The 21003-nt window shown below is 66.9% G+C and carries 19 protein-coding genes; 12 read left to right on the top strand and 7 right to left on the bottom strand.

Features of this window, described 5'->3' with window-relative positions; all coding sequences use genetic code 11:
• Nucleotides 1-5: 5 nt before the first annotated feature.
• Nucleotides 6-905, bottom strand: coding sequence for a LysR family transcriptional regulator (locus tag CAL28_RS26105; RefSeq protein WP_094844875.1), 900 nt, complete (start codon nt 903-905; stop codon nt 6-8).
• A 97-nt stretch (nt 906-1002) separates the two neighbouring features.
• Here CAL28_RS26105 and CAL28_RS26110 point away from each other — a divergent pair, with 97 nt between their 5' ends.
• From CAL28_RS26110 to CAL28_RS26125, 4 genes are read left to right on the top strand one after another with little or no spacing between them, the layout of a single operon-like run.
• Nucleotides 1003-1434 carry a VOC family protein gene (locus CAL28_RS26110; protein ID WP_094844010.1) on the top strand — a complete coding sequence of 144 codons (432 nt, stop codon included), beginning with the start codon at nt 1003-1005 and terminating at the stop codon, nt 1432-1434.
• A gap of 13 nt (nt 1435-1447) precedes the next feature.
• Nucleotides 1448-2173, top strand: a complete 726-nt coding sequence (pxpB, locus tag CAL28_RS26115) for a 5-oxoprolinase subunit PxpB (RefSeq protein ID WP_094844011.1) — start codon at nt 1448-1450, stop codon at nt 2171-2173.
• Nucleotides 2170-3213, top strand: a complete 1044-nt coding sequence (locus CAL28_RS26120) for a biotin-dependent carboxyltransferase family protein (RefSeq protein WP_094844012.1) — start codon at nt 2170-2172, stop codon at nt 3211-3213. Before pxpB ends, CAL28_RS26120 begins: the two co-directional genes overlap by 4 nt.
• A 12-nt stretch (nt 3214-3225) precedes the next feature.
• Nucleotides 3226-4005 carry a LamB/YcsF family protein gene (locus CAL28_RS26125; RefSeq protein WP_094844013.1) on the top strand — a complete coding sequence of 260 codons (780 nt, stop codon included), beginning with the start codon at nt 3226-3228 and terminating at the stop codon, nt 4003-4005.
• Nucleotides 4006-4055: 50 nt separating this feature from the next.
• On the opposite strand, the gene CAL28_RS26130 is transcribed toward CAL28_RS26125, so the two are convergent.
• From CAL28_RS26130 to CAL28_RS26140, 3 genes are all read right to left on the bottom strand, one after another.
• Complete coding sequence (locus tag CAL28_RS26130; protein WP_094844014.1) at nt 4056-4742, bottom strand: GntR family transcriptional regulator; 687 nt, start codon at nt 4740-4742, stop codon at nt 4056-4058.
• Nucleotides 4743-4879: 137 nt separating this feature from the next.
• A complete protein-coding gene (locus tag CAL28_RS26135; RefSeq protein WP_094844015.1) occupies nt 4880-8845 on the bottom strand; it encodes a DUF3683 domain-containing protein in 3966 nt (1321 codons plus the stop codon).
• 180 nt (nt 8846-9025) lie between these two features.
• Entirely contained in the window at nt 9026-9556 is a 531-nt protein-coding gene (locus tag CAL28_RS26140; protein ID WP_094844016.1) for a YqaA family protein, read from the bottom strand.
• Nucleotides 9557-9624: 68 nt separating this feature from the next.
• Between CAL28_RS26140 and ilvA the strand changes: the two genes are divergently transcribed.
• The 6 genes from ilvA (at nt 9625) to CAL28_RS26170 (ending at nt 16002) form a co-directional block, all read left to right on the top strand.
• Complete coding sequence (ilvA, locus tag CAL28_RS26145; protein WP_094844017.1) at nt 9625-11133, top strand: threonine ammonia-lyase, biosynthetic; 1509 nt, start codon at nt 9625-9627, stop codon at nt 11131-11133.
• Between the two features lie 41 nt (nt 11134-11174).
• A complete protein-coding gene (locus CAL28_RS26150) occupies nt 11175-12071 on the top strand; it encodes a LysR family transcriptional regulator (RefSeq protein WP_094844018.1) in 897 nt (298 codons plus the stop codon).
• A gap of 118 nt (nt 12072-12189) precedes the next feature.
• The gene (locus CAL28_RS26155; protein WP_094844019.1) at nt 12190-12582 is read left to right on the top strand and encodes a cupin domain-containing protein; all 393 of its coding nucleotides are present in this window, start codon (nt 12190-12192) and stop codon (nt 12580-12582) included.
• Nucleotides 12583-12608: 26 nt separating this feature from the next.
• Nucleotides 12609-13595, top strand: coding sequence for a Bug family tripartite tricarboxylate transporter substrate binding protein (locus CAL28_RS26160; RefSeq protein ID WP_440588415.1), 987 nt, complete (start codon nt 12609-12611; stop codon nt 13593-13595).
• Complete coding sequence (locus CAL28_RS26165; protein WP_094844020.1) at nt 13592-14836, top strand: CaiB/BaiF CoA transferase family protein; 1245 nt, start codon at nt 13592-13594, stop codon at nt 14834-14836. Before CAL28_RS26160 ends, CAL28_RS26165 begins: the two co-directional genes overlap by 4 nt.
• Complete coding sequence (locus CAL28_RS26170) at nt 14836-16002, top strand: acyl-CoA dehydrogenase family protein (RefSeq protein WP_094844021.1); 1167 nt, start codon at nt 14836-14838, stop codon at nt 16000-16002. The genes CAL28_RS26165 and CAL28_RS26170 overlap by 1 nt, the downstream gene beginning before the upstream one ends.
• 156 nt (nt 16003-16158) lie before the next feature.
• Here the strand turns inward: CAL28_RS26170 and CAL28_RS26175 are convergent, their stop codons facing one another.
• From CAL28_RS26175 to CAL28_RS26185, 3 genes are read right to left on the bottom strand one after another with little or no spacing between them, the layout of a single operon-like run.
• Nucleotides 16159-16899 (bottom strand): IclR family transcriptional regulator, encoded by a 741-nt coding sequence (locus tag CAL28_RS26175; protein ID WP_094844022.1) that lies wholly within the window; start codon nt 16897-16899, stop codon nt 16159-16161.
• A gap of 55 nt (nt 16900-16954) precedes the next feature.
• Nucleotides 16955-17506, bottom strand: a complete 552-nt coding sequence (locus tag CAL28_RS26180; protein WP_094844023.1) for an adenine phosphoribosyltransferase — start codon at nt 17504-17506, stop codon at nt 16955-16957.
• A 54-nt stretch (nt 17507-17560) separates the two neighbouring features.
• Nucleotides 17561-18553, bottom strand: coding sequence for a LysR family transcriptional regulator (locus CAL28_RS26185; protein WP_094844024.1), 993 nt, complete (start codon nt 18551-18553; stop codon nt 17561-17563).
• A gap of 355 nt (nt 18554-18908) precedes the next feature.
• Here CAL28_RS26185 and CAL28_RS26190 point away from each other — a divergent pair, with 355 nt between their 5' ends.
• A complete protein-coding gene (locus CAL28_RS26190) occupies nt 18909-19886 on the top strand; it encodes a succinylglutamate desuccinylase/aspartoacylase domain-containing protein (RefSeq protein ID WP_094844025.1) in 978 nt (325 codons plus the stop codon).
• Nucleotides 19887-19998: 112 nt separating this feature from the next.
• On the top strand, nt 19999-20976 hold the full coding sequence (locus CAL28_RS26195; protein WP_094844026.1) for an ABC transporter permease: 978 nt from the start codon (nt 19999-20001) through the stop codon (nt 20974-20976).
• Nucleotides 20977-21003 lie beyond the last annotated feature (27 nt).

Here is a 21003-nt window from a genome sequence, read left to right on the forward strand (position 1 = left end):
CTGGATTATCCGCCCGCCGGGCCTGCCGCTGCCGTTCCGGCGCCAGCCTGCACCGCGGCGCGCAGGCAGGTGGCCATGCGCGCCGCCACCCCTGCCGCATCGGTGGCGCGGCGGCTGACGATACCGATTTCGCGTTCGAAGCCGGCCGCGCCCAGGTCCAGCAGGCGCAGGTCGCGCGTGTCCAGGTGCCGCGTGCGCGGCAACAGCGCCACGCCCAGCCCGGCACGCACCAGATTCGCGATGGCGTCTATTTCATCCAGCTCCACGGCTTCGTGGACCGCCAGGCGATGCCGGCGCAGGAACACGTCCACCAGCCGGCCGCCGAACGAGGCGCGGTCGTAGCGGATGAAAGGCCGTGCGCCCAGGGCATCGCGCCAGCCCATCTCCGGCATCGAGGCCGGCACGGCCAGGACCATGGGTTCGCTCAGCAACGGCTGCCACGCCAGCTCCGGCGGCAGGTTGAACGGCGGGCGGATGAGTACCGCCAGGTCCACTTCCGCGGCGTCCACATGGGCCAGCAGCGAGAGCGACACGCCGGGGACGATGCGCACGCTGACGTCGGGGAAATCCGCCCTGAACAGCCGCAAGGCGGTCACCAGCAGATCCTGCTGGACGGAGGCGATGGCCGCCACGCGCAGCGAGCCGGTGATGTGGCCGCTGCCCGCCTGCGCCACCATGCGGTTAACGAGGCCCAGCACTTCCTCGGTCTGCGCCAGGATGTCGCGCCCCGCGTCATTCAGCGTGGCGGACCGCGCCGTCCGGTCGAACAACGACACGCCGAGGAACTCTTCCAACCGGCGGATCTGCGCGCTGACGGCGGACTGGGTCAGGCCGAGCTGGCGCCCGGCCCCGGTGAAGGTGCCGTCGCGGGCCACGGCGACGAAGGTGCGGAACTCGGTAAGCATCATTAAAATCGATTGTAAGTCCAAATAAATATCGTTTTTCAATCAAAAAAACAATCCTTAAACTAGCATTCGCTTTCTACCCACCCCGGAGTCCCGAATGAGTGCCCAAGCTGCCATGCCCCCTTTCCACCTGGCCTTCCCGGTCCGCGATATCGCCGAAGCCCGGCGCTTCTATGGCGACCTGCTGGGCTGTCCGGAGGGGCGCAGCGCGCCGGAATGGGTGGACTTCAATTTCTACGGCCACCAGATCGTCGCTCACCTCGCGCCCGACGAATGCGGCCACAAGCAGACCAGCGCCGTCGACGACCATGACGTGCCGGTGCGCCACTTCGGCGCCGTGCTCTCCATGGAGCAATGGGAAACCATGGCGGACAAGCTGACCAAGGCCGGCACCAAGTTCGTCATCGAGCCCTATATCCGCTTCAAGGGCGAAGTCGGCGAACAGGCGACGATGTTCTTCCTGGATCCGTCGGGCAACGCCCTGGAGTTCAAGGCCTTCAAGAACATGGACTCGCTGTTCGCCAAATAAGGCGCGGCGGCACGTGGACACCGCGCCCGGTCAGCCGGCGCCGGTCTGGCGTATCCACCCGCAGGGCGATCGCTGCCTGCTGATCGTGTTCGGCGATTCCATCGACGCCGGCGTCGGGCGGCGCTGCCTGGCCGTGGCGGGCCTGCTGCGCGACGCCGGCTTGCCCGGCGTCACCGATGTCGTCCCTTCGTTCGTCGCGGTGGCGGTGCATTACGCGCCCGGGCCGGATAACGCCGGCCCGACCTTCGCATTCCTGGCCCGCCGCATCGAAACCCTGCTGGCCGCGGGCATACCCGACACGGACAGCACCGCCCGGGACGTGGATGTGCCCGTCTGCTATGGCGGCGAGCACGGCCCCGACCTGGCGGAAGTCGCGCGCGCCGTCGGCGTCACGCCGGACGAGATCGTCGCCTTGCATACGCAGCCCGGCAGCATGGTGTTCATGCTGGGATTCGCACCGGGCCATCCCTATATCGGCGTGCACGACGCGCGCCTGAACCTGCCGCGGCGCGCCTCGCCGCGCACCGCCGTGCCGATGGGATCGGTGGCCATCGCCAACCGTCAGACCGTGATCTATCCCAGCCGCCTGCCGGGCGGGTGGAACATCATCGGCGCCACGCCATTGAAGCTGTTCGATGCGGCGCGCGAACCGGCGTCGCTGCTGCAGCCCGGCGACCGGATCCGCTTCGTTCCGATCGATGCGGCCACCTTCGCGCGCATGCGGGCGGAGCAGGCATGAGCGTTCGCGTGTTGAAGCCGGGCTTGCTGTCCTCCTTGCAGGACCTGGGACGGTTGGGCTACCAGCACCAGGGCATACCGGCCGCTGGCGCCATGGACGCCAGGGCCCACCGCCTGGCCAGCCTCCTTGCGGGCAACGACCCGGCCCGCACCGCCTCGCTGGAAATCACCCTGCAGGGGCCGACGCTGCGCTTCGAACGTGCCGCCTGTTTCGCCCTGGGCGGCGCATCGCTGGGCGCAGCGCTGAACGGCCAGCCGTTACCGGTGAACCGGCCGCTGCTGGCCCGGGCGGGCGACGAGCTCTCTTTCGGCGCGCCCATCTTCGCGCCCGACGAGACCGCGCCCGGCGCGGCGCCGGGCCTGCGCGCGTATCTGGCGGTCCATGGCGGCTTCGCGGTACCGCCGCTGATGGGTAGCGAAAGCACCTATCTGCGCAGCGGTTTCGGCGGCCACCATGGGCGGGCGCTGGCCAAGGGCGACACCATCGAGCTGCGCTTGCACCTGCGAGAAGACGGCCTGGACGCGCTGGAGGATGCCCAATGGCAGACGCGGCTGTACCTGCCGGGCACGCTGGCCGCGCGGACGCGGGCCACGGTGCGGGCGATGCCGGGACGGCAGTGGGAAGACTTCAGCGCCGCGGCGCGCGCGGCCTTCGGCCAGGAGCCGTTCACCGTGACGCCGCAGTCCGACCGCATGGGATACAGGCTGGACGGCCCCGCGCTGGGCATGGACACCCCACGCCAGATGCTGTCGGAGGCCACCTGCTTCGGCACTGTCCAGGTCCCCGCCGATGGCGCGCCCATCGTGCTGATGGCAGACCGCCAGACCACCGGCGGCTATCCCAAAATCGCCCAGGTCGCCAGCGTCGATCTCCCGGCCTTGGCACAAACGGCGCCCGGTAGCACCATACGCTTTGAAATGATTTCCCTGGAGCAGGCGCAGCGGCTGGACAGCGATCGGGAGACCGCATTCGCGCACCTTGCCGCGGCCCTCGCGCCCCTGCGCGCGCTGTATGCGCGCCATACATACGAACCGGACTGACGGAGCATAGCCATGGGTTTATCCATAGATTTGAACTGCGACATGGGCGAAAGCTACGGCGCCTGGAAAATGGGCAACGATGAAGGCGTACTGGAGTACGTATCGTCGGCCAATATCGCCTGTGGCTTCCATGGCGGCGATCCCGGCACCATGCGCCGCACGGTGGCCGGGGCGCTGGCGCGCGGCGTGGCGCTGGGCGCACATCCCAGCCTGCCCGACCTGGCCGGCTTCGGTCGCCGCGTCATGCAGATCAGCCCGTCCGAAGCCTACGACTTCATGGTCTACCAGATCGGCGCCCTGGCCGGCGTGGCCGCTTCGCAGGGGGCGCGGCTGCACCATGTAAAGGTGCACGGCGCGCTGTACAACATGGCGGCCAAGGACCGCCCGCTATCGGACGCGATCTGCCGCGCGATGCGCGACGTCGATACCGGCTTGGTGCTGTACGGGCTGGCGGGCAGCGAACATATCCGCGCCGCCGAGGCACTGGGCGTGCCGGTGGCGCAGGAAGTCTTCGGCGATCGCTCCTACCAGGACGACGGCTCGCTGACCCCGCGCAGCCACCCGGGCGCCATGATCACGGACCTGGACAAGGCGGTCGAGCAGGTACTACGCATGGTGCAGGACGGCACGGTCCGTTCGGTCAACGGCAAGGACGTGCCGGTGCGGGCCGACACCCTGTGCATCCATGGCGACCAGCCCAATGCGCTGGTGTTCGCCAGCGGCATCCGCGCGGCGCTCGAAAAAGCCGGCATCGCGATCAAAACGGTGGCCTCGGCGCGCACGCCGGCCTGAAGGCCGATTTGCCGGCGGCGCGCGCCGTTCCGGCAACGGCGCGCGGTCCGTCAGGCCGCGCCGGTTCCACGCGCGCTGACTTCTTCGGCATAGGCGCGCAGTACCAGCGGCAACATCCACTGCGCGCATTCGCGCCGGGCCGCCGCCGCCCGGTCGAATTCGCGGCCGGCGATCGCTTCGCTCACCCGGCCGACGAAAGAAGCCACAGCGCCCACGTCGGAAAAGCCGCGGCGGTACAGGTTGTAGCGCAAGGGCTCGCAGCGCTCGTTCAGCCGATGCACGGCCTCGCGCAAAGGCTCGTTGCCGACAAAATCGACGATTTCCAGGAAGGCATGGCGCACGGTGGATAGATAGCTCAGCACGGCGCGCTTCGGCTCGCAGCGCTCCAGGCGGGCATGCACCTCGCGCAGGCGGCCCAGCAGCGGTTCAAGGTCCTCGTGCTCGGACAAGCCGCGAATGGCATAGCCTTCCAGCTCGGCGCGCAGCAAATAGAGCTGGCGGATTTCACGCTCGGTGTACAGCACCACGCGAAACCCCCGCCGCTGCGCATGCGTGGCCAGCCCGCTCAGCTCGAGCAGGCGCAGCGCTTCGCGTATGGGACTGCGGCTGGTACCGAAACGCCGTTCCAGCTCCTGCTCGCGCAGCGGCTGGCCGGGGGCCAAGGTGCCGTCGATAATCATCTGACGCACCTGCTCGTAGAGCAGGTACGGAATAGTGGCCGGCGCCTTGATTTCCATACCCCTTCCTGAAGGCAATCATTCGGTCGCGCTCGTGGCGCATAACACAATGATACAACCCGATAGAGGCCGAAATCGGCTTCCCGCCAAAATTCAAAAACGCCGCGGCCGAGGCCGCGGTTTCCAAGGCCAGTCCGCTACACCAGCACGCGTTCGATACCGCCGGCGTTGGCCTGCCTGACGTAGTTCTGCATCCAATCCTGCCCGAGGATATGGCGCGCCATTTCCACCACGATGTAGTCCGCCTCCATCGCGGTATCGCCCTTGTAGCGCGACAAGCCCTGCAGGCACGACGGGCAGGAGGTCAGCACCTTGACGTCGCCGTCGAACCCGTCCGCGCGCACCGCCTCGTTGCCCTTGCGCAATTCCTCTTCCTTGCGGAAGCGCACCTGCGTGGAGATGTCGGGCCGCGTGACGGCCAGCGTGCCGGACTCGCCGCAGCAACGGTCGCTTTTCAGCGTGCCGTCGCCGATCAGCGACTTCACGGTCTTCATCGGATCCTGCAGCTTCATGGGCGTATGGCAAGGATCGTGGTACATGTAGCGCACACCCTGCACACCGTCCAGCTTGATGCCCTTTTCCAGCAGGTATTCGTGGATGTCGACCAGGCGGCAACCCGGGAAGATCTTGTCGAACTCGTAGCCCGCCAGCTGGTCGTAGCAGGTGCCGCAGCTGACCACGACCGTCTTGATGTCCAGGTAGTTCAGCGTGTTGGCGACGCGGTGGAACAGCACGCGGTTATCCGTGATGATCTGCTCGGCCTTGTCGTTCATGCCGTTGCCGCGCTGCGGATAGCCGCAGCACAGATAGCCCGGCGGCAGCACCGTCTGCACGCCGGCATGCCATAGCATGGCCTGCGTCGCCAGGCCCACCTGCGAGAACAGGCGCTCCGACCCGCATCCCGGGAAATAGAACACGGCCTCGGTATCGGCGGATGTGGCGCGCGGGTCGCGGATGATGGGAACGTAGTTGGCGTCCTCGATATCCAGCAGCTTGCGCGCCGTCTGCTTGGGCAGGCCGCCGGGCATTTTTTTGTTGATGAAATGCACCACCTGTTCGCGCAGCGGCGCCTTGCCGACGGTGGCCGGCGGATGGCGCGTCTGCTTGCGCGCCAGCCCGGACAGCAGGTCGTGGGCCGCGCGCTGCACCTTGTAGCCCACGCCCACCATCGCCTTGCGCGTGGCGTTGATGGTGGCGGGATCCTTGGCGTTCAGGAAGAACATCGCCGCCGTGGTGCCGGGATTGAAGGACTTGCGTCCCATGCGGCGCAGCAGCGCGCGCATGTTCATCGACACATCGCCGAAGTCGATGTCCACCGGGCAGGGGTTGTAGCACTTGTGGCAGACGGTGCAGTGGTCCGCCACGTCCTCGAATTCCTCCCAGTGCTTCAGGCTGACGCCGCGGCGGGTCTGCTCTTCGTACAGGAAGGCCTCTACCAGCAGCGAGGTCGCCAGGATCTTGTTGCGCGGCGAATACAGGAGATTGGCGCGCGGCACATGGGTGGCGCATACCGGCTTGCACTTGCCGCAGCGCAGGCAGTCCTTGATGGACGAAGAGATGGCGCCGATGTCGCTTTGCTGCATGATCAGCGACTCGTGGCCCATCAGGTTGAAGCTGGGCGTCCACGCATGCGTCAGGTCCGCGCCCGGCATCAGCTTGCCCGCATTGAAGCGATCGTGCGGATCGACGCGGCGCTTGTAGTCCTGGAAGGGTTGCAGTTCTTCCTGCGTCAGGAATTCGTACTTGGTCAGGCCGATGCCGTGCTCGCCGGAAATCACGCCGTCCAGGTCGCGGGCGATCCGCATGATGCGGGCGACGGCCTCGTTGGCCTCGCGCAGCATGCCGTAATCGTCGGAATTGACCGGGATGTTCGTATGCACGTTGCCGTCGCCGGCATGCATGTGCAGCGCGACGAAAACCCGGCTCTTGAGCACGCGCGCATGGATGGCGCGCATCTCGTCCAGCACCTTCTGGCAGGCCGAACCGGAGAATATCCCCTGCAACTGCGCCAGGACCTCGGTCTTCCAGGACACGCGCACCGTGCGGTCCTGCACGACGTCGAACACCCGCGCGTCCGCCTGTGCCCCGATGCGGTCGGCCAGAGTCGATTGCATGTGGCTCATGCCCAGACCGGCCAGGTCCGGCAGCGCCTGGGTCAGCGGCTTGTCCAACTCGTGCAGCAGATACTGCCAGCGGGCCCGCGTGGCGGCGATCAGCTCGCGCGCCTGGCGGGTGCGTTCGGCCAGGACTTCGGCGCGCGTGATTTCCGCGTCCTCGGCGTCTTCGGCCTTGCCCAGCGGCAGCGGCTGGCCCAGAAAGGCTTCCAGCTCGTCGAGCAGGCGCAGCTTGTTGCGCGTGGACAGCTCGATGTTGATGCGTTCGATATGGTCGGTGTACTCGCCCATCCGGCCCAGCGGGATCACCACGTCTTCGTTGATCTTGAAGGCGTTGGTATGGCGCGCGATGGCGGCGGTGCGCGAGCGGTCGGCCCAGAATTGCTTGCGGGCTTCCGCGCTGACCGCGACGAAGCCTTCGCCGTGGCGCGTATTGGCCAGGCGCACGACTTCGCTGGCGGCGGTGGCCACGGCGGATTCGTCGTCGCCGACGATGTCGCCGATCAGCACCATCTTGGGCAACTGGCCGCGCTTGCTCTTGGTGGCATAGCCCACCGCGCGCAGGTAGCGTTCGTCCAGGTGTTCCAGCCCGGCCAGGATGGCGCCACGCTGCTTGCCCTCGGTGTCCAGGTAATGCTTGACCTCGATGATCGACGGGATCGCATCGCGCGCCTGGCCGAAGAACTCCATACAGACGGTGCGCATGTGCGTCGGCATCCGATGCAGCACCCAGCGCGCGGACGTGATCAGGCCGTCGCAGCCTTCCTTCTGCACGCCGGGCAGCCCGGCCAGGAATTTGTCCGTGACGTCCTTGCCCAGCCCTTCCTTGCGGAAACGGCGCCCTTCGATTTCCAGGGTTTCGCTGCGCAGCGGCGTCCCGCCGGGCTTGCCCCGGCCATCGAACCATTTGAGCTCGAAGCGGACGACGTCCACGTCGTGGATCTTGCCCAGGTTGTGCTCCAGCCGGGTGACTTCCAGCCAGTTGCCCTCCGGGTCCACCATGCGCCACCAGGCCAGGTTATCCAGCGCGGTGCCCCACAGGACGGCCTTCTTGCCGCCCGCGTTCATGGCGATATTGCCGCCCACACAGGACGCCTCGGCCGAGGTGGGATCCACGGCGAAGACATAGCCGGCCTGGGCGGCCGCGTCGGCCACGCGCTTGGTCACCACGCCGGCACCGGTGAACACCGTGGCCACGGGATCCGCGACCCCGGGCAGCGGGGTCAGTTCGACCTTGCCCAGCGTTTCGAATTTCTCGGTATTGATAACCGCCGATTTCCAGGTCAGCGGGATCGCGCCGCCGGTGTAGCCGGTGCCGCCCCCACGCGGAATGATGGTCAATCCGAGCTCGAAACAGCCGCGCACCAGCGCCGCGATTTCGTCCTCGCTGTCGGGCGTCAGCACCACGAAGGGGTACTCGACGCGCCAGTCGGTGGCGTCGGTCACGTGCGATACCCGGGACAGGCCATCGAACTTGATGTTGTCGCGCGCGGTGACGCGTCCCAGCACCTTCTGCGTCTGCCGGCGCAACTGCGCGGTCAGGTCGAACTGCGCCTCGAAGCTGGCCACGGCGGCGCGCGCGCGATCGATCAGCTGCAGCACCTTTTCGTCGCGGTACAGGTCGCGGCCTTCCTGGAAGTCGATGCGGCTGGGCTCGCGGCGCTTGTCGATTTCACCCAGGCGATGATGCAGCGCCTCGATCAGCAGGCGGCGGCGCTTCGGGTTGTCCAGCAGGTCGTCCTGCAGATAAGGATTGCGGCGCACCACCCAGATGTCGCCCAACACCTCGTACAACATACGCGCGGACCGGCCCGTGCGGCGCTCGGCGCGCAAATCCGCCAGCAATTGCCAGGCGTCCTCGCCCAGCAGGCGGCCGACGACTTCGCGGTCGGAGAACGAGGTGTAGTTGTAGGGGATTTCACGCAGGCGGGTGCCGGGTGCCGGCGGAACCGCCGCGGTCAAGAGCTGGCTGGCGAGGGGGGCGTTCATGGAAGCTGAAGGGTGGCCCTTAAAAAATCATTTTAAGCCATAGGATGATGCCGCTCCGGAAAAACCCCAGGGCGGCACCGGCTGACACCGTGCTGAAGCCGGCGTCCGGCAACCGGCCGGCAGCCCGCCGGTTTCGCGCAGCGCGCAAGCGGGCGGCGCCCGGCAGGGTCCCGCCCGCGCTCAGGCGTGCGGAAACATCCATACCAGGCTGCCGGTCATCACCAGGTAGCGCAGAAATTTACCGATCGCCATGTAGACCAGGCAAGGCCAGAATGCCAGGCGCAGCCATCCCGCCACGGCGCACAGCGGGTCCCCCACGGCCGGCATCCAGGCAAGCAACAGCGCCGGCGGACCCATGCGGTGCAGCCAGTCGTGGGCTTTCTGGTGCCAGCGTCCCTGCCCGGCACCGGCGCGGGCCTCGTGGGCGCGGTGCGGGTGTTTTTCCTTCCAGCGTTCGGCGGCGCGCCAGGCGCCCCAGCCCATGGCGTAGCTGATCGCCCCGCCCACGGTATTGCCCGCCGTGGCGACCAGGACGGCCGGCCAGAACATATCGGGCACCAGCTTCACGTAGCCGAACACCGCCGGTTCCGAGCCCAGGGGCAGCAGGGTCGCGGAAACCAGGCTGATAATGAATATGGCGCTGAGGCCGACGTTGGGCAGCGCCAACGTGGCCAGGAGCCAGTTCACGGCGGACGTCAAGGCTGCTTCCATGCCGCGCAGTGTAGCCGGAACCCTGTGGTAATCTGCCCGACGCTTTCCAAACCCGTGCCTTGCAGTCCATGTCCACCGACTATCTGAAACGCATCCTCACTTCGAAGGTCTACGACGTCGCCGTCGAGTCCCCGCTGGAACCGGCCACCCTGCTGTCCCAGCGAATTTCGAACACGGTGCTGCTCAAGCGGGAGGACACCCAACCGGTGTTCAGCTTCAAGCTGCGCGGCGCCTACAACAAGATGGCCAACATGACGCCCGCGGCACTGGCGCGCGGCGTGATCGCGGCCTCGGCCGGCAACCATGCGCAAGGCGTCGCGCTGTCGGCCCGCAGGCTGGGATGCCGCGCCGTCATCGTCATGCCGACCACCACCCCGGACGTCAAGGTCGACGCCGTGCGGCGGCTTGGCGGCGAAGTCGTCCTGGCGGGCGAAAGCTTCTCCGACGCCTACGCCCATGCCAAGGAACTGGAACGCAAGCAGAAGCTGACGTTCGTACACCCCTTCGACGATCCGGACGTCATCGCCGGACAGGGCACCGTGGGCATGGAAATCCTGCGCCAGCATCCGGGCCAGCTCGATGCGGTTTTCGTCGCCATCGGCGGCGGCGGCCTGATTTCCGGCGTGGCGGCATATATCAAGCAGTTGCGGCCGGAGATAAAAATCATCGGCGTGCAGACGGAAGACTCCGACGCCATGCTGCGCAGCGTGCGCGCCGGACGGCGCGTGGTGCTCAACGACGTCGGGCTGTTTTCCGACGGCACGGCGGTCAAGCAGGTGGGCGCGGAAACCTTCAAGCTAGTGCGCAAATACGTGGACGACTTCGTGGTCGTCGACACGGATGCCATCTGCGCGGCGATCAAGGACGTATTCCAGGATACCCGCAGCGTGCTGGAACCGGCCGGCGCGATGGCGGTGGCCGGCGCCAAGCAGTACCTGGCCCAGCATAAGTGGAAGAACAAGACCGTGGCGGCGATCGCCTGCGGCGCCAACATGAATTTCGACCGCCTGCGCTTCGTCGCCGAGCGTGCCGAGGTCGGCGAGATGCGCGAAGCGGTGTTCGTCGTCTCCATGCCCGAACAGCGCGGCAGCTTCCGCAAGTTCTGCGAACTGGTGGGCGACCGCAGCGTCACGGAATTCAACTACCGGATATCCGATGCCGTGCGTGCCCACGTTTTCGTCGGGCTGCAGGTGTCGTCGCCGGCGGAACCCGAAAAACTGGCCACCAATTTCCGGCGCCACGGGTTCGACACGCTGGATCTCACGCACGATGAAATGGCCAAGACCCACCTGCGCCATATGGTGGGTGGCCGGTCGTCCCTGGCGCACGACGAACTGCTGTACCGCTTCGAATTCCCCGAGCGCCCCGGCGCGCTGATGCGCTTTCTGAGCGCCATGAATCCCAGCTGGAACATCAGCCTTTTCCATTACCGCAACCAGGGCGCGGACTACGGCCGCATCCTGGTCGGCATCCAGGTGCCGCCGTCGGACAAGAAACAGTTCAAGCAGTTCATCGCCGAATTGGCGTATCCCTGCTGGAACGAGACGGAAAATCCGGCTTATAAACTGATACTCTGATCGACCCCGCAGTCGCGGGCATACCCAGCGGGACGCGCCGGATGGACATCCAGCTCAATGACATCGCTTTGTTCGTCGAAGTCGCCAAGCGCAAGAATTTCAGCCATGCGGCCGAAGCGCTGGGCATTCCTTCGGCCACGCTCTCCAAGCGCGTTACCGAACTGGAGCGCCGTGTCGGCCTGCAACTTCTGACGCGCACGACGCGCCGCATCGACCTGACCGAAGCGGGCGCCCTGTACTTCGAACGCTGCCGCCACATCATCGAAGAGGCCCGCGTGGCCCACGAGCAGCTTCAGGATATGGCGGCACTGCCCCGCGGCCGCCTGCGCGTTTCCATGTACGTCAGCCTGGCGCACCTGGTGCTGCCGGTCGTCATGCGCGAATTCACGGAGCAATACCCGGACATCGAATGCGAATTCGACCTCAGCGGCCGCCCGCTGGACCCGATCAGCAATCCCTTCGATTTGGTCCTGCGCGCCGGCCAGCAGCCGGATTCCAGCCTGATTTCGCGGCAATTGATGCTGATGGACCATCACCTTTATGCGTCCCACGATTACCTGGCCCGCCACGGACAACCGCTGACCCCGGCGGATCTCAGCCATCACGACTGCCTGCGCTTTCCCTCCGGCGAAGGCGCGACGTCCTACTGGATGCTCCATTCCGGCGAACGCGTCGAACGGGTGGCGGTGTTCGGCAGGCTGATCGCCAATAACACCGGCATGCTGGCGCGCCTGGCGGCACGCGGCATGGGCATCGTACCGCTGCCCGTATTCCACGCAATGGAAAAGGCCATCGCCGCGGTGGGCCTGGTCCGGGTGCTGCCCGAGTGGGGCCTGACGCCCCTGCCGCTGTTCGCTTTGCTGCCCTCGCGCACGATTCCCGCCAAGACCCGCGCCTTCCTGGATTTCATCCAGCCGCGCCTGCGGGAACAGCGCTAGCCCCCACCGCCTTGCCCACCGGGAAGCGGCCCGCCCGCCTCCCGTGCTTGAATTCGCCCTTGACTCTATTTTTCATGGTTGTGAAAATACATTCACAATGGAGAAAACTGGAGACACAATGGCCACTTCCCTTCCCCCCTGGCTGGTCCGCGAGGCCGACGTACCCGGCTACCACCCCGCCAACCACCTGGGTACCACCAATCGCCGGCTGATCGGCCGCGAAAACGTGGGCGCCCGCAATGTCGAAGTGATCCTGGGCGTCATCGAAAAGGGCAAGGGGGCGCTGCCGCACGCCCATCCCGGCATCGAGCAGGTCTGCTACCTGCTTTCCGGAACCGCGCGGGCGGAGGTCGACGGCGTCGCCGCCGACATGCAGGCCGGCGACTGCTGCTACTTCCCGCCCGACATCCCGCACGTCTTCACCGTCACCAGCGAACAGCCGGCGCGCCTGCTGGTGATCTACACCCCGCCTTACGAAGAAAACCCTGACCGGGTCATCCGGCAGGCATAAGAAAACCCATACAGGAGACAATCACCATGAACCGCATTCGCTTCGTCGGCCGCCTGGCCGCCATGGCGGCCGCCGCTTTCGGGCTGGCCGCGCTGCTGGCCCAGCCCGAGGCCCGGGCCGCCTATCCGGACCGGCCCATCACGCTGATCGTGCCCTTCCCGGCCGGCTCCGGCACGGATGCCGTGGGGCGGATTTTCGCCACCGAATTGGGCCGTCTGCTGAACGGCCAGGTCGTGGTGGAGAACAAGCCGGGCGGCAACGCCACGATCGCCGCTTCTTACGTGGCGCGCGCCAAGCCTGACGGATACACCTTGTTCGTCACCACCAATACTTCCCATTCGGCCGCGCCGTACCTGATGAAGAACGTCCCGTACGATCCGGTCAAGGACTTCACGCCGATCGCGCGCGGTGGCAACCTGCCCTTCATCCTGGTGGTCAACCCCAAGCTGCCCGTCAAGACGGTGCGCGAGCTGGTGGCCTATGCCAAGGCCCATCCCGGCAAACTGACCTATGCCAGCGGCAATAGCACCGGCATCGTGGCGGGCGCCACCCTGGCGCACCGCGCCGGCATCGATATCGTGCATATCCCCTACAAGGGTACCCCCCAGGCCATTACCGACGTGATCGGCGGCCAGGTCGACATGATGTTCACCGACGTCGCGTCCGGGCTGCCCTTCGTCCAATCCGGCAAGATGCGCGCGCTGGCCGTCTCGACCGCCGCGCGCAGCAGCGTGGTGCCGGACATCCCCTCGATGGAAGACGAGGGGATATCCGACTTCGACATCAATTCCTGGAACGGCTATTTCGGCCCGGCCGGGATGCCGGAGGACGTGGTCCATACGCTGAACGCCGCCATCAATAAGATCGTCGCCGACCCGCAGGTACGCAAGCAGCTGGCGGGCCTGGGCTTCGATGCCTTCAGCGGCACACCCGAGGACTTCTCCGCCTTCGTCTCGCAGCAGTTGCAACTGTGGGGCAAATTGATCAAGGACGCGGGAATAGAGCAGCAATGAGACAAGACGACGCAGCGCGCGGGCCCGCCGGCGAGCCCATCGCCGGCCCGCTGGCCGGGGTACGCATCCTGGACCTGACCGCCGTGGTGATGGGCCCCTATGCCACCCAGGTCCTGGCCGACCTGGGTGCCGATGTCATCAAGGTGGAATCCCCGGCGGGCGACAACATGCGCGCCGTCGGCCCCATGCGCAACCCCGGCATGGGACACCTGTACCTGCACTTGAACCGCAACAAGCGCTCCATCGTGCTGGACCTGAAGCAGCCCGCCGGACGCGATGCCTGCCTGGCGCTGGCGCGGGATTGCGATGCGGTGCTGTACAACATCCGCCCGCGGGCCATGGCGCGGCTCGGCCTGGACTACGCCGCCTTCGCGGCGCGGCGGCCGGATATCGTCTATGCCGGCGCCTACGGGTATGCCGAAAACGGCCCGTATGCGGGGCGTCCGGCCTACGACGACCTGATCCAGGGGCAGACCGGCATCGCCGACCTGTTCCGCCGCCAAAGCGAAGGCGAACCGCGCTACGCGCCCCTGACCCTGGCGGACCGCGCCGTCGGCCTGCACATGGCGATCGCGCTGCTGGCCGCCGTGCTGCACGCGCGCGCGAGCGGCCAGGGCCAGAGCCTGGAAATCCCCATGTTCGAGGGCATGGCCCACATGGTGCTGGGCGATCATCTGGGCGGCTGGACTTTCGACCCGCCGCTCGGGGAAACCGGCTATGCGCGGCTGCTGGCGCCCCATCGCAAACCCTACGCCACGCGCGACGGCCACATCTGCCTGTTGATCTACAACGACAAGCACTGGCGCAATTTCTTCGAGGCCATCGGCCAGCCCGCCATGGCGGCGGACCCGCGCTTTTGCACGCATACGGCGCGCGCCGAACACATCGGCGCGGTCTACGCCTACGTCGCCGAGGTCATGCTGACACGCGACACGGAAGACTGGCTGCGGCTGCTGGCCGCCGCGGACATCCCCGCCTCGCGCCTGTACGGCATCGAGGATCTGGTCGCCGACCCGCATCTGCGGGCCACGGGGTTTATCCGCACCGTGGAGCACCCCACGGAAGGGCGCCTGCGCACACCGGCACCGCTGGGCCGCTTCGATGCGACCCCGACGGCGCTGCGCCGGCCCGCGCCCCGCCTGGGCGAACACAGCATCGAAGTCCTGCGCGAAGCGGGCTTCGCCGAATCGGCCATCCAGGCGCTGCTGGACGCCCAGGCCACCTACGATGGGAAACGCTGATGGACTACGCATTCACGCCGGAACAAATCGCGATCCGCGACGCGGTGGAACAGATCTGCGCCCGCTATCCGGACGACTATTGGCTGGAACGCGATCGCGAAGGCGGCTTTCCGCACGGATTGCATGCCGACCTGGCGCGCGACGGCTGGCTGGGCATCGCCATGCCCGCCGAATACGGCGGCGCGGGCCTGGGCATGACGGAAGCCGCGCTGATGATGCAAACCATCGCCGCTTCCGGTGCCGGCTTCGCTGGGGCTTCGGCGGTGCATATGAACATCTTCGGCCTGAATCCGGTGGTCGTGTTCGGCGACGCGGAACAGCGCGCCCGCTGGCTGCCCGACCTGATCGCCGGCAAGCACAAGGCCTGTTTCGCCGTCACGGAGCCCGACGCGGGCCTGGACACCACCCGCCTGGCCACGCGCGCGGTGCGCGAAGGCGACCACTACGTTGTGCATGGGCGCAAAATCTGGATTTCGACGGCGCAGGTCGCGCACAAGATGCTGCTGCTGGCGCGCACTACGCCGCTGGCGGACGTGGACAAGCCCACGCACGGGCTCTCGCTGTTCTATACCGACCTGGATCGCGAACGCGTGGAAGTCCGCGAAATCGACAAGATGGGGCGCAAGGCGGTCGACTCCAACATGCTGTTCATCGACGGCCTGCGCATCCCGGTCGCGGACCGGATCGGCGAGGAAGGGCGCGGCTTCGAATATATCCTGCACGGCCTGAACCCGGAGCGCATCCTGATCGCCGCCGAAGCCGTGGGCATCGGCCGCGCGGCGCTGGACCGCGCCGTGCGCTATGCCGGCGAACGCACGGTATTCGGCCGCCCCATCGGGCAAAACCAGGGGGTGCAGCACCCGCTGGCCCAGGCCTGGATGCAGCTGGAAGCCGCCGATCTGATGGTGTTCAAGGCCGCATCCCTGTACGACGCGGGACAGCCTTGCGCGCCCTATGCCAACGCGGCCAAATACCTGGCGGCGGAAGCCGGCCACAACGCCTGCCAGACCGCGGTAATGACCTTGGGCGGCATGGGTTACGCCAAGGAATACCATGTCGAACGCCTGCTGCGCGAAAGCTATATCCCGCGCATCGCGCCCGTCAGCCCGCAATTGATCCTGTGCTTTATCGCGGAAAAAGTGCTGGGCCTGCCTAAATCCTACTAGGAAAGCCCCACCCCCGAAGCGCAGCGCGCTTCCCCCTCCAGGGGGCGACGCTGGCGGAGAGGATGGAGCCCCCCCAGCGCTGCGCGCCCCCCAGGGGCGACGCTGGCGGACCGGCGGAGCCGGATCCGCGGCGTCCGCGGTCGGGGAGGCAACTTTTTATTGCGCGTTCTGTTCCAGGGCGGCGCAGGCGGCGCGCAGGATGCGCGCGTAGGCGTCCTGGTTGGGTTCGATGCGATAGACGGGGGCTCCCACCGAAATCGCATAATGTTCGCCGCCCAGCGCCAATGGCCAGGCGATGGCGCCGACCTCGGCCAGCGATTCGCCCAGGTTGCGGAACCAGCCGCGCTGGCGCGACGCGACGATATCGGCCTCCACCGCTTCGGGCTCTACCATGGTCCTGTCGTTGAAGCGGACCAGCGGCCCGCGCCGCAGCAGCTCTCTTTGCTTTTCCACCGGCAGCGTGGACAACAGCGCCTTGCCCAGCGAATTGGCATGCAGCTCCCGGAATTCGCCGGCCACCGGGGCATAGCGGATGGTGTGCGGGGAGTCCAGCACTTCCAGGTAGACGACCCGGTGATCAGGCGTCAGTTTGCCGAACACCACGGTTTCCCGCGTGGCTTCGCGCAATTCCAGCAGGCTGGGATACACGCGGTCGCGCACGGGATCGTTGCGGGCGATCTGCTGCGCCATGGCCAGCAGCCGGCTGGTGGGGTAATAGCCGTTGCGGCGGCCCACCTCGTACAGATAACCCAGTTCAGCCAGCGTGCGGATCAGCGCCAGGCAACTGGATACCGGCACTTCCAGCAGGCGCGCCAATTCCGACAGTGCCAGCGGCCGCTTTTCCCGCGCATAGACCTCGATGATCTCGATAACCCGCAGGGCCGTCTTGACGCTCATCGTGCTCCCGTTCGGAAACCGCCGCCGTACCGCATGATCCGTATGCGCGCCCGGCCTAGACCGTTTCGTTTTCGAAACGGCAGACGGAATACAGCGGCGTGCCGGTTTCCGCCACGGCCGCCGCGCCCTTCAGGAACGGCAGGTCGATGATGGTGGCCGCTTCGACGACATTGGCGCCCAGGCGCTGCAGCAGCTTGATCGCGGCGATCATGGTCCCGCCGGTGGCGATCAGGTCGTCGACCAGCAGCACGCGCTGGCCGGGGCGCACGGCGTCCGCATGCATTTCCACGGCGGCGTTGGCGTATTCCATCGCGTAGGATTCGGCCACCGTGCGGTAAGGCAGCTTGCCTTGCTTGCGCACCGGGACGAAACCGAGGTTCAGCTCATAGGCCAGCACGCTGCCTATGATGAAGCCGCGCGCGTCCACGCCCGCGACCAGGTCCAGCCGCTGCCGCATATAGCGGTAGACGAACAGATCGATCAGGACGCGAAAAGTGCGCGGATCCTGGAGTACCGGTGTGATGTCCCGGAAGACCACTCCTGGCTTGGGCCAGTCGGGCACGCTGCGGATGGTGCGCCGGACGAGCTCGGCGTAGTCGGTGTGCATGATGGCGTCCGCCGTAGGGAGTGTGGCCGGAAACTATAACCCGCCGTGGGGGTATCACACCAATGCAGGTGTCTTGCCGGCGGACGAAGCCCGCCGCGCGCGCGGCGTGGCGGGGGCGCCCGCCCGGCTCCGCCCCAGGGCTGGGATGCTATCGGCGACATTTTGCAGCGATGTGGCGATATGCCCGAGGAATTCCTCTACCATCCCCGGCAGCAGGCGGCCCTCCATGGTGTGCACCTGCAGCCGCCGCATCGCCATTTTCGGGTGGTCCAGCCGCCGCGCCACCAGGCCCCCGCGCCGCAGGGCGGATTCCGCCGGAAGATACGCCCCCAGCATCACGCGGTCGGAGTTGCGCACGAACGACATCAGCGCGGCCGACAGGTTGCTGACGAACACGGGTTCGAAGCTCAGGCCTTCCATCCGCCAGCAGCGCTCCAGCAGCTTGCGCGTGGCCGATGTGGCGTCGCCGGTCGCCAGCGCATAAGGCAGCAGCTCGCGCGGGACGACGCAAGCCTGGCGGGACAGGGGATGCGTACGGCACATAACGGCGTAGATCGGCGCGGGCATGGAATGGCGCGCCACCGTGCCCAGGCTCGATTCCGAGCTGAAGGACACGGCCAGGTCGGCCTCGCCTTGCGACACCCGGCGCACCGCCTCGGCCTGCGGACACACATGCAGGCTGAATCGCGCATGCGGATGGCGCGTGCGGAAAGCCGACATCACCTCGGGCAGGAAATGATGCGCCGGGCCGTCGGTGGCGACCACCCGGATGGTCCCGCTGGGCGCGCCGCGCAGGCTGGTGATGTCCTGCAGCACGGCATCCGCTTCCAGCAGGGTGCGGCGGGCATGGGCCAGCAACAGTTCGCCGGCTTCGCTGAGCACCATGCCGCGCGACATGCGGGTGAACAGCGGCGTGCCGACCTCCGCCTCCAGTTTGGCGATCTGCCGGCTGATCGCCGACACCGCCACGAAAAGGCGTTCCGACGCGGCGCTCAGGCTACCCGTGGCGGCGACCTCGGCGAAATATTTCAGAGCGACACCGTGCATGGGCGACCTCCCGGACGGCAAGGCAAGGGTTTGCCTTTTTGGCAATACAAGGACGAAATATTCTAATAGCCCTGGGCCTCGCGCGGCCCTTAGAATCGAAAGAAAAAGCCATCACATGGGGATCGCAAAGCCGATGTAACCGCAACATCGGCGTCGGCACCGGGACGCTTGCCTCACGGGCATGCCGTTACAACCGGCCGCTTCCCCCGTCATAGGTTCACCGCGCTGCCGCTTTCGCTTTTGGATCATGGCATCACAGAATCCTCCTCCCGACCCGCCGCCCGATTCCGGCGAGCGCCGCCCGCCTCTTGTGTTTCCCATGCTGCCGAACCTGAACCGTATCGCAGGAGCCCCGATGCCCGCCGATGCCCCCCTCCCCATTCGTCCCTTTGAACTACCCTGCCCCGACCTGAACGTGGAACGCGCCGGCAATACGGGAACGGAAGGCATCTGGCACTTCGACTCCGGCCTGCCCGGGCGCAGCGTCATGCTGACCGCGCTCATCCATGGCAACGAACTGTGCGGCGCCTGGGCCTTGAAGGCCGTGCTGGCGCACGGCGTGCGGCCGCGAACCGGCGCGTTGACGCTGGCGTTCTGCAACCTGGCGGCCTTCGACCGCTTCGATGCGGCCAGTTACGCCGCATCGCGGTATGTCGACGAAGACATGAACCGCATCTGGACCGACGACAGGCTGGCCGACGACGGCACCCAGGAACGCCGCCGCGCCGCCGCGATCCTGCCCTGGCTGAAGAAAGCCGACTGGCTGCTGGACATCCATTCCATGAGCAATTCGGTCGTGCCCTTGCAAATGGCCGGCGTGCAGCAGCGCAACATCGATCTGGCCCTGACTTTGGGCAATCCGGCGAAGATCATCGCCGACGCTGGCCACGCGGCCGGCGTGCGCATGCGCGACTACGGCAAATTCGGCGAAGAAGGCGACAACGGCACGCGCTCTCTGCTGATCGAATGCGGCTTTCATGGCGCGCTGGCCGCCCGCGACGTGGCTATGGACCAGACCGCGCGTTTCCTGGTCGCGTCGGGCATCGTCGAATCCACCGACCTGCCCGGCGCCTGGTTCGCGCCCACGGCGCCCAGCCAGGAGGCCCTGCTGGTGACGCACGCCATCGCCGCCAAGAGCGCGGATTTCCGCTTCGCCGAACCCTGGAAAGGCCTGGAAAAACTGGCCAAGGCCGGCACCGTCATAGGCTGGTCCGAGGGCGAGCCGGTCGTCACCCCCTACGACGACTGCGTGCTGATCATGCCGTCGCTAGCCAATGTGCGGGCCGGCGTCACCGTCGTGCGGCTGGCGCGCCCCATTACCGCCGACGGCTAAGGCGCGACCACCGCCGCACGCAGTCCCGGGCTATCCCGCCGCTGCCGCACGCAGTAAAGTAGCGGCCAAGCGCTTGCGCCGCATCCAAAGACATTATCCGGGGAATTGCCGCGTGGCATTGTTCATCCTGCGCCGGCTCATACAGAGCCTGTTCGTCCTGCTTGCCGTATCCGTCGTCGTTTTTTTCGCGGTCTATGCCGTCGGCGATCCCATCGAACTCCTGGTCAGTCCCGAAGCCAGCCTGGCCGATCGCCAGCAGATGATCGCCCGGCTCGGCCTGGATTTGCCCGTGTGGCAGCAATATGCCGGCTTCGTGTGGCGCGCCCTGCACGGCGACCTGGGCACATCCTTCGTGCAGGGCGTACCGGCGATCTCCCTGATCCTGCAGCGCCTGCCGGCCACTTTCGAACTCGTGGTCGCCGCCATCCTGCTGACCTGTCTGCTGGGCATTCCGCTGGGCCTGCTGGCGGGGCTGCGGCGCGACACGGCGCTGGGCCGCGGCATCCTCGCGACATCCGTGCTGGGCTTTTCCCTGCCTGCCTTCTGGCTGGGCATGATGCTGATACTGATGTTCGCCGTCTGGCTGGGATGGCTGCCGGCCTCGGGCCGGGGCGAAACGGTCAGCGTGCTGGGCATCCCGTTTTCCTTCCTGACGCGCGACGGCCTGGCGCACATGGCGATGCCGGCCGTGAACCTGGCGCTGGCCAACGTGGCGCTGGTGTTGCGCATGACCGCGTCCGGGGTGGCCGAAGCCGAGAGCCAGGAATACGTCAAGTTCGCCCGCGCCAAGGGCATCCGCCCGGGCCGCATCGTCAGCCGCCACATCCTGCGCAACATCCTGATCCCCGTGGTCACGGTGGTCGGCATGGAGTTCGGCCAGTTGATCGCCTATTCGACCATCACCGAAACCGTCTTCGCGTGGCCCGGCATGGGCAAGCTGCTGATCGACAGCGTGTACCAGCTGGACAGGCCGGTGGTGGTGGCCTACGTCATGTTCGTCACCTTCCTGTTCGTCTTGATCAACCTGATCGTCGACATCCTGTATGCCGTGCTCGATCCGCGCGTGCAGCTGACCGCGCCGGCGCATTAAGCGCCGCCCTGCCCGCATCCGACATAC

This window comes from Bordetella genomosp. 11, assembly GCF_002261215.1.
Lineage (GTDB): Bacteria > Pseudomonadota > Gammaproteobacteria > Burkholderiales > Burkholderiaceae_B > Bordetella_C.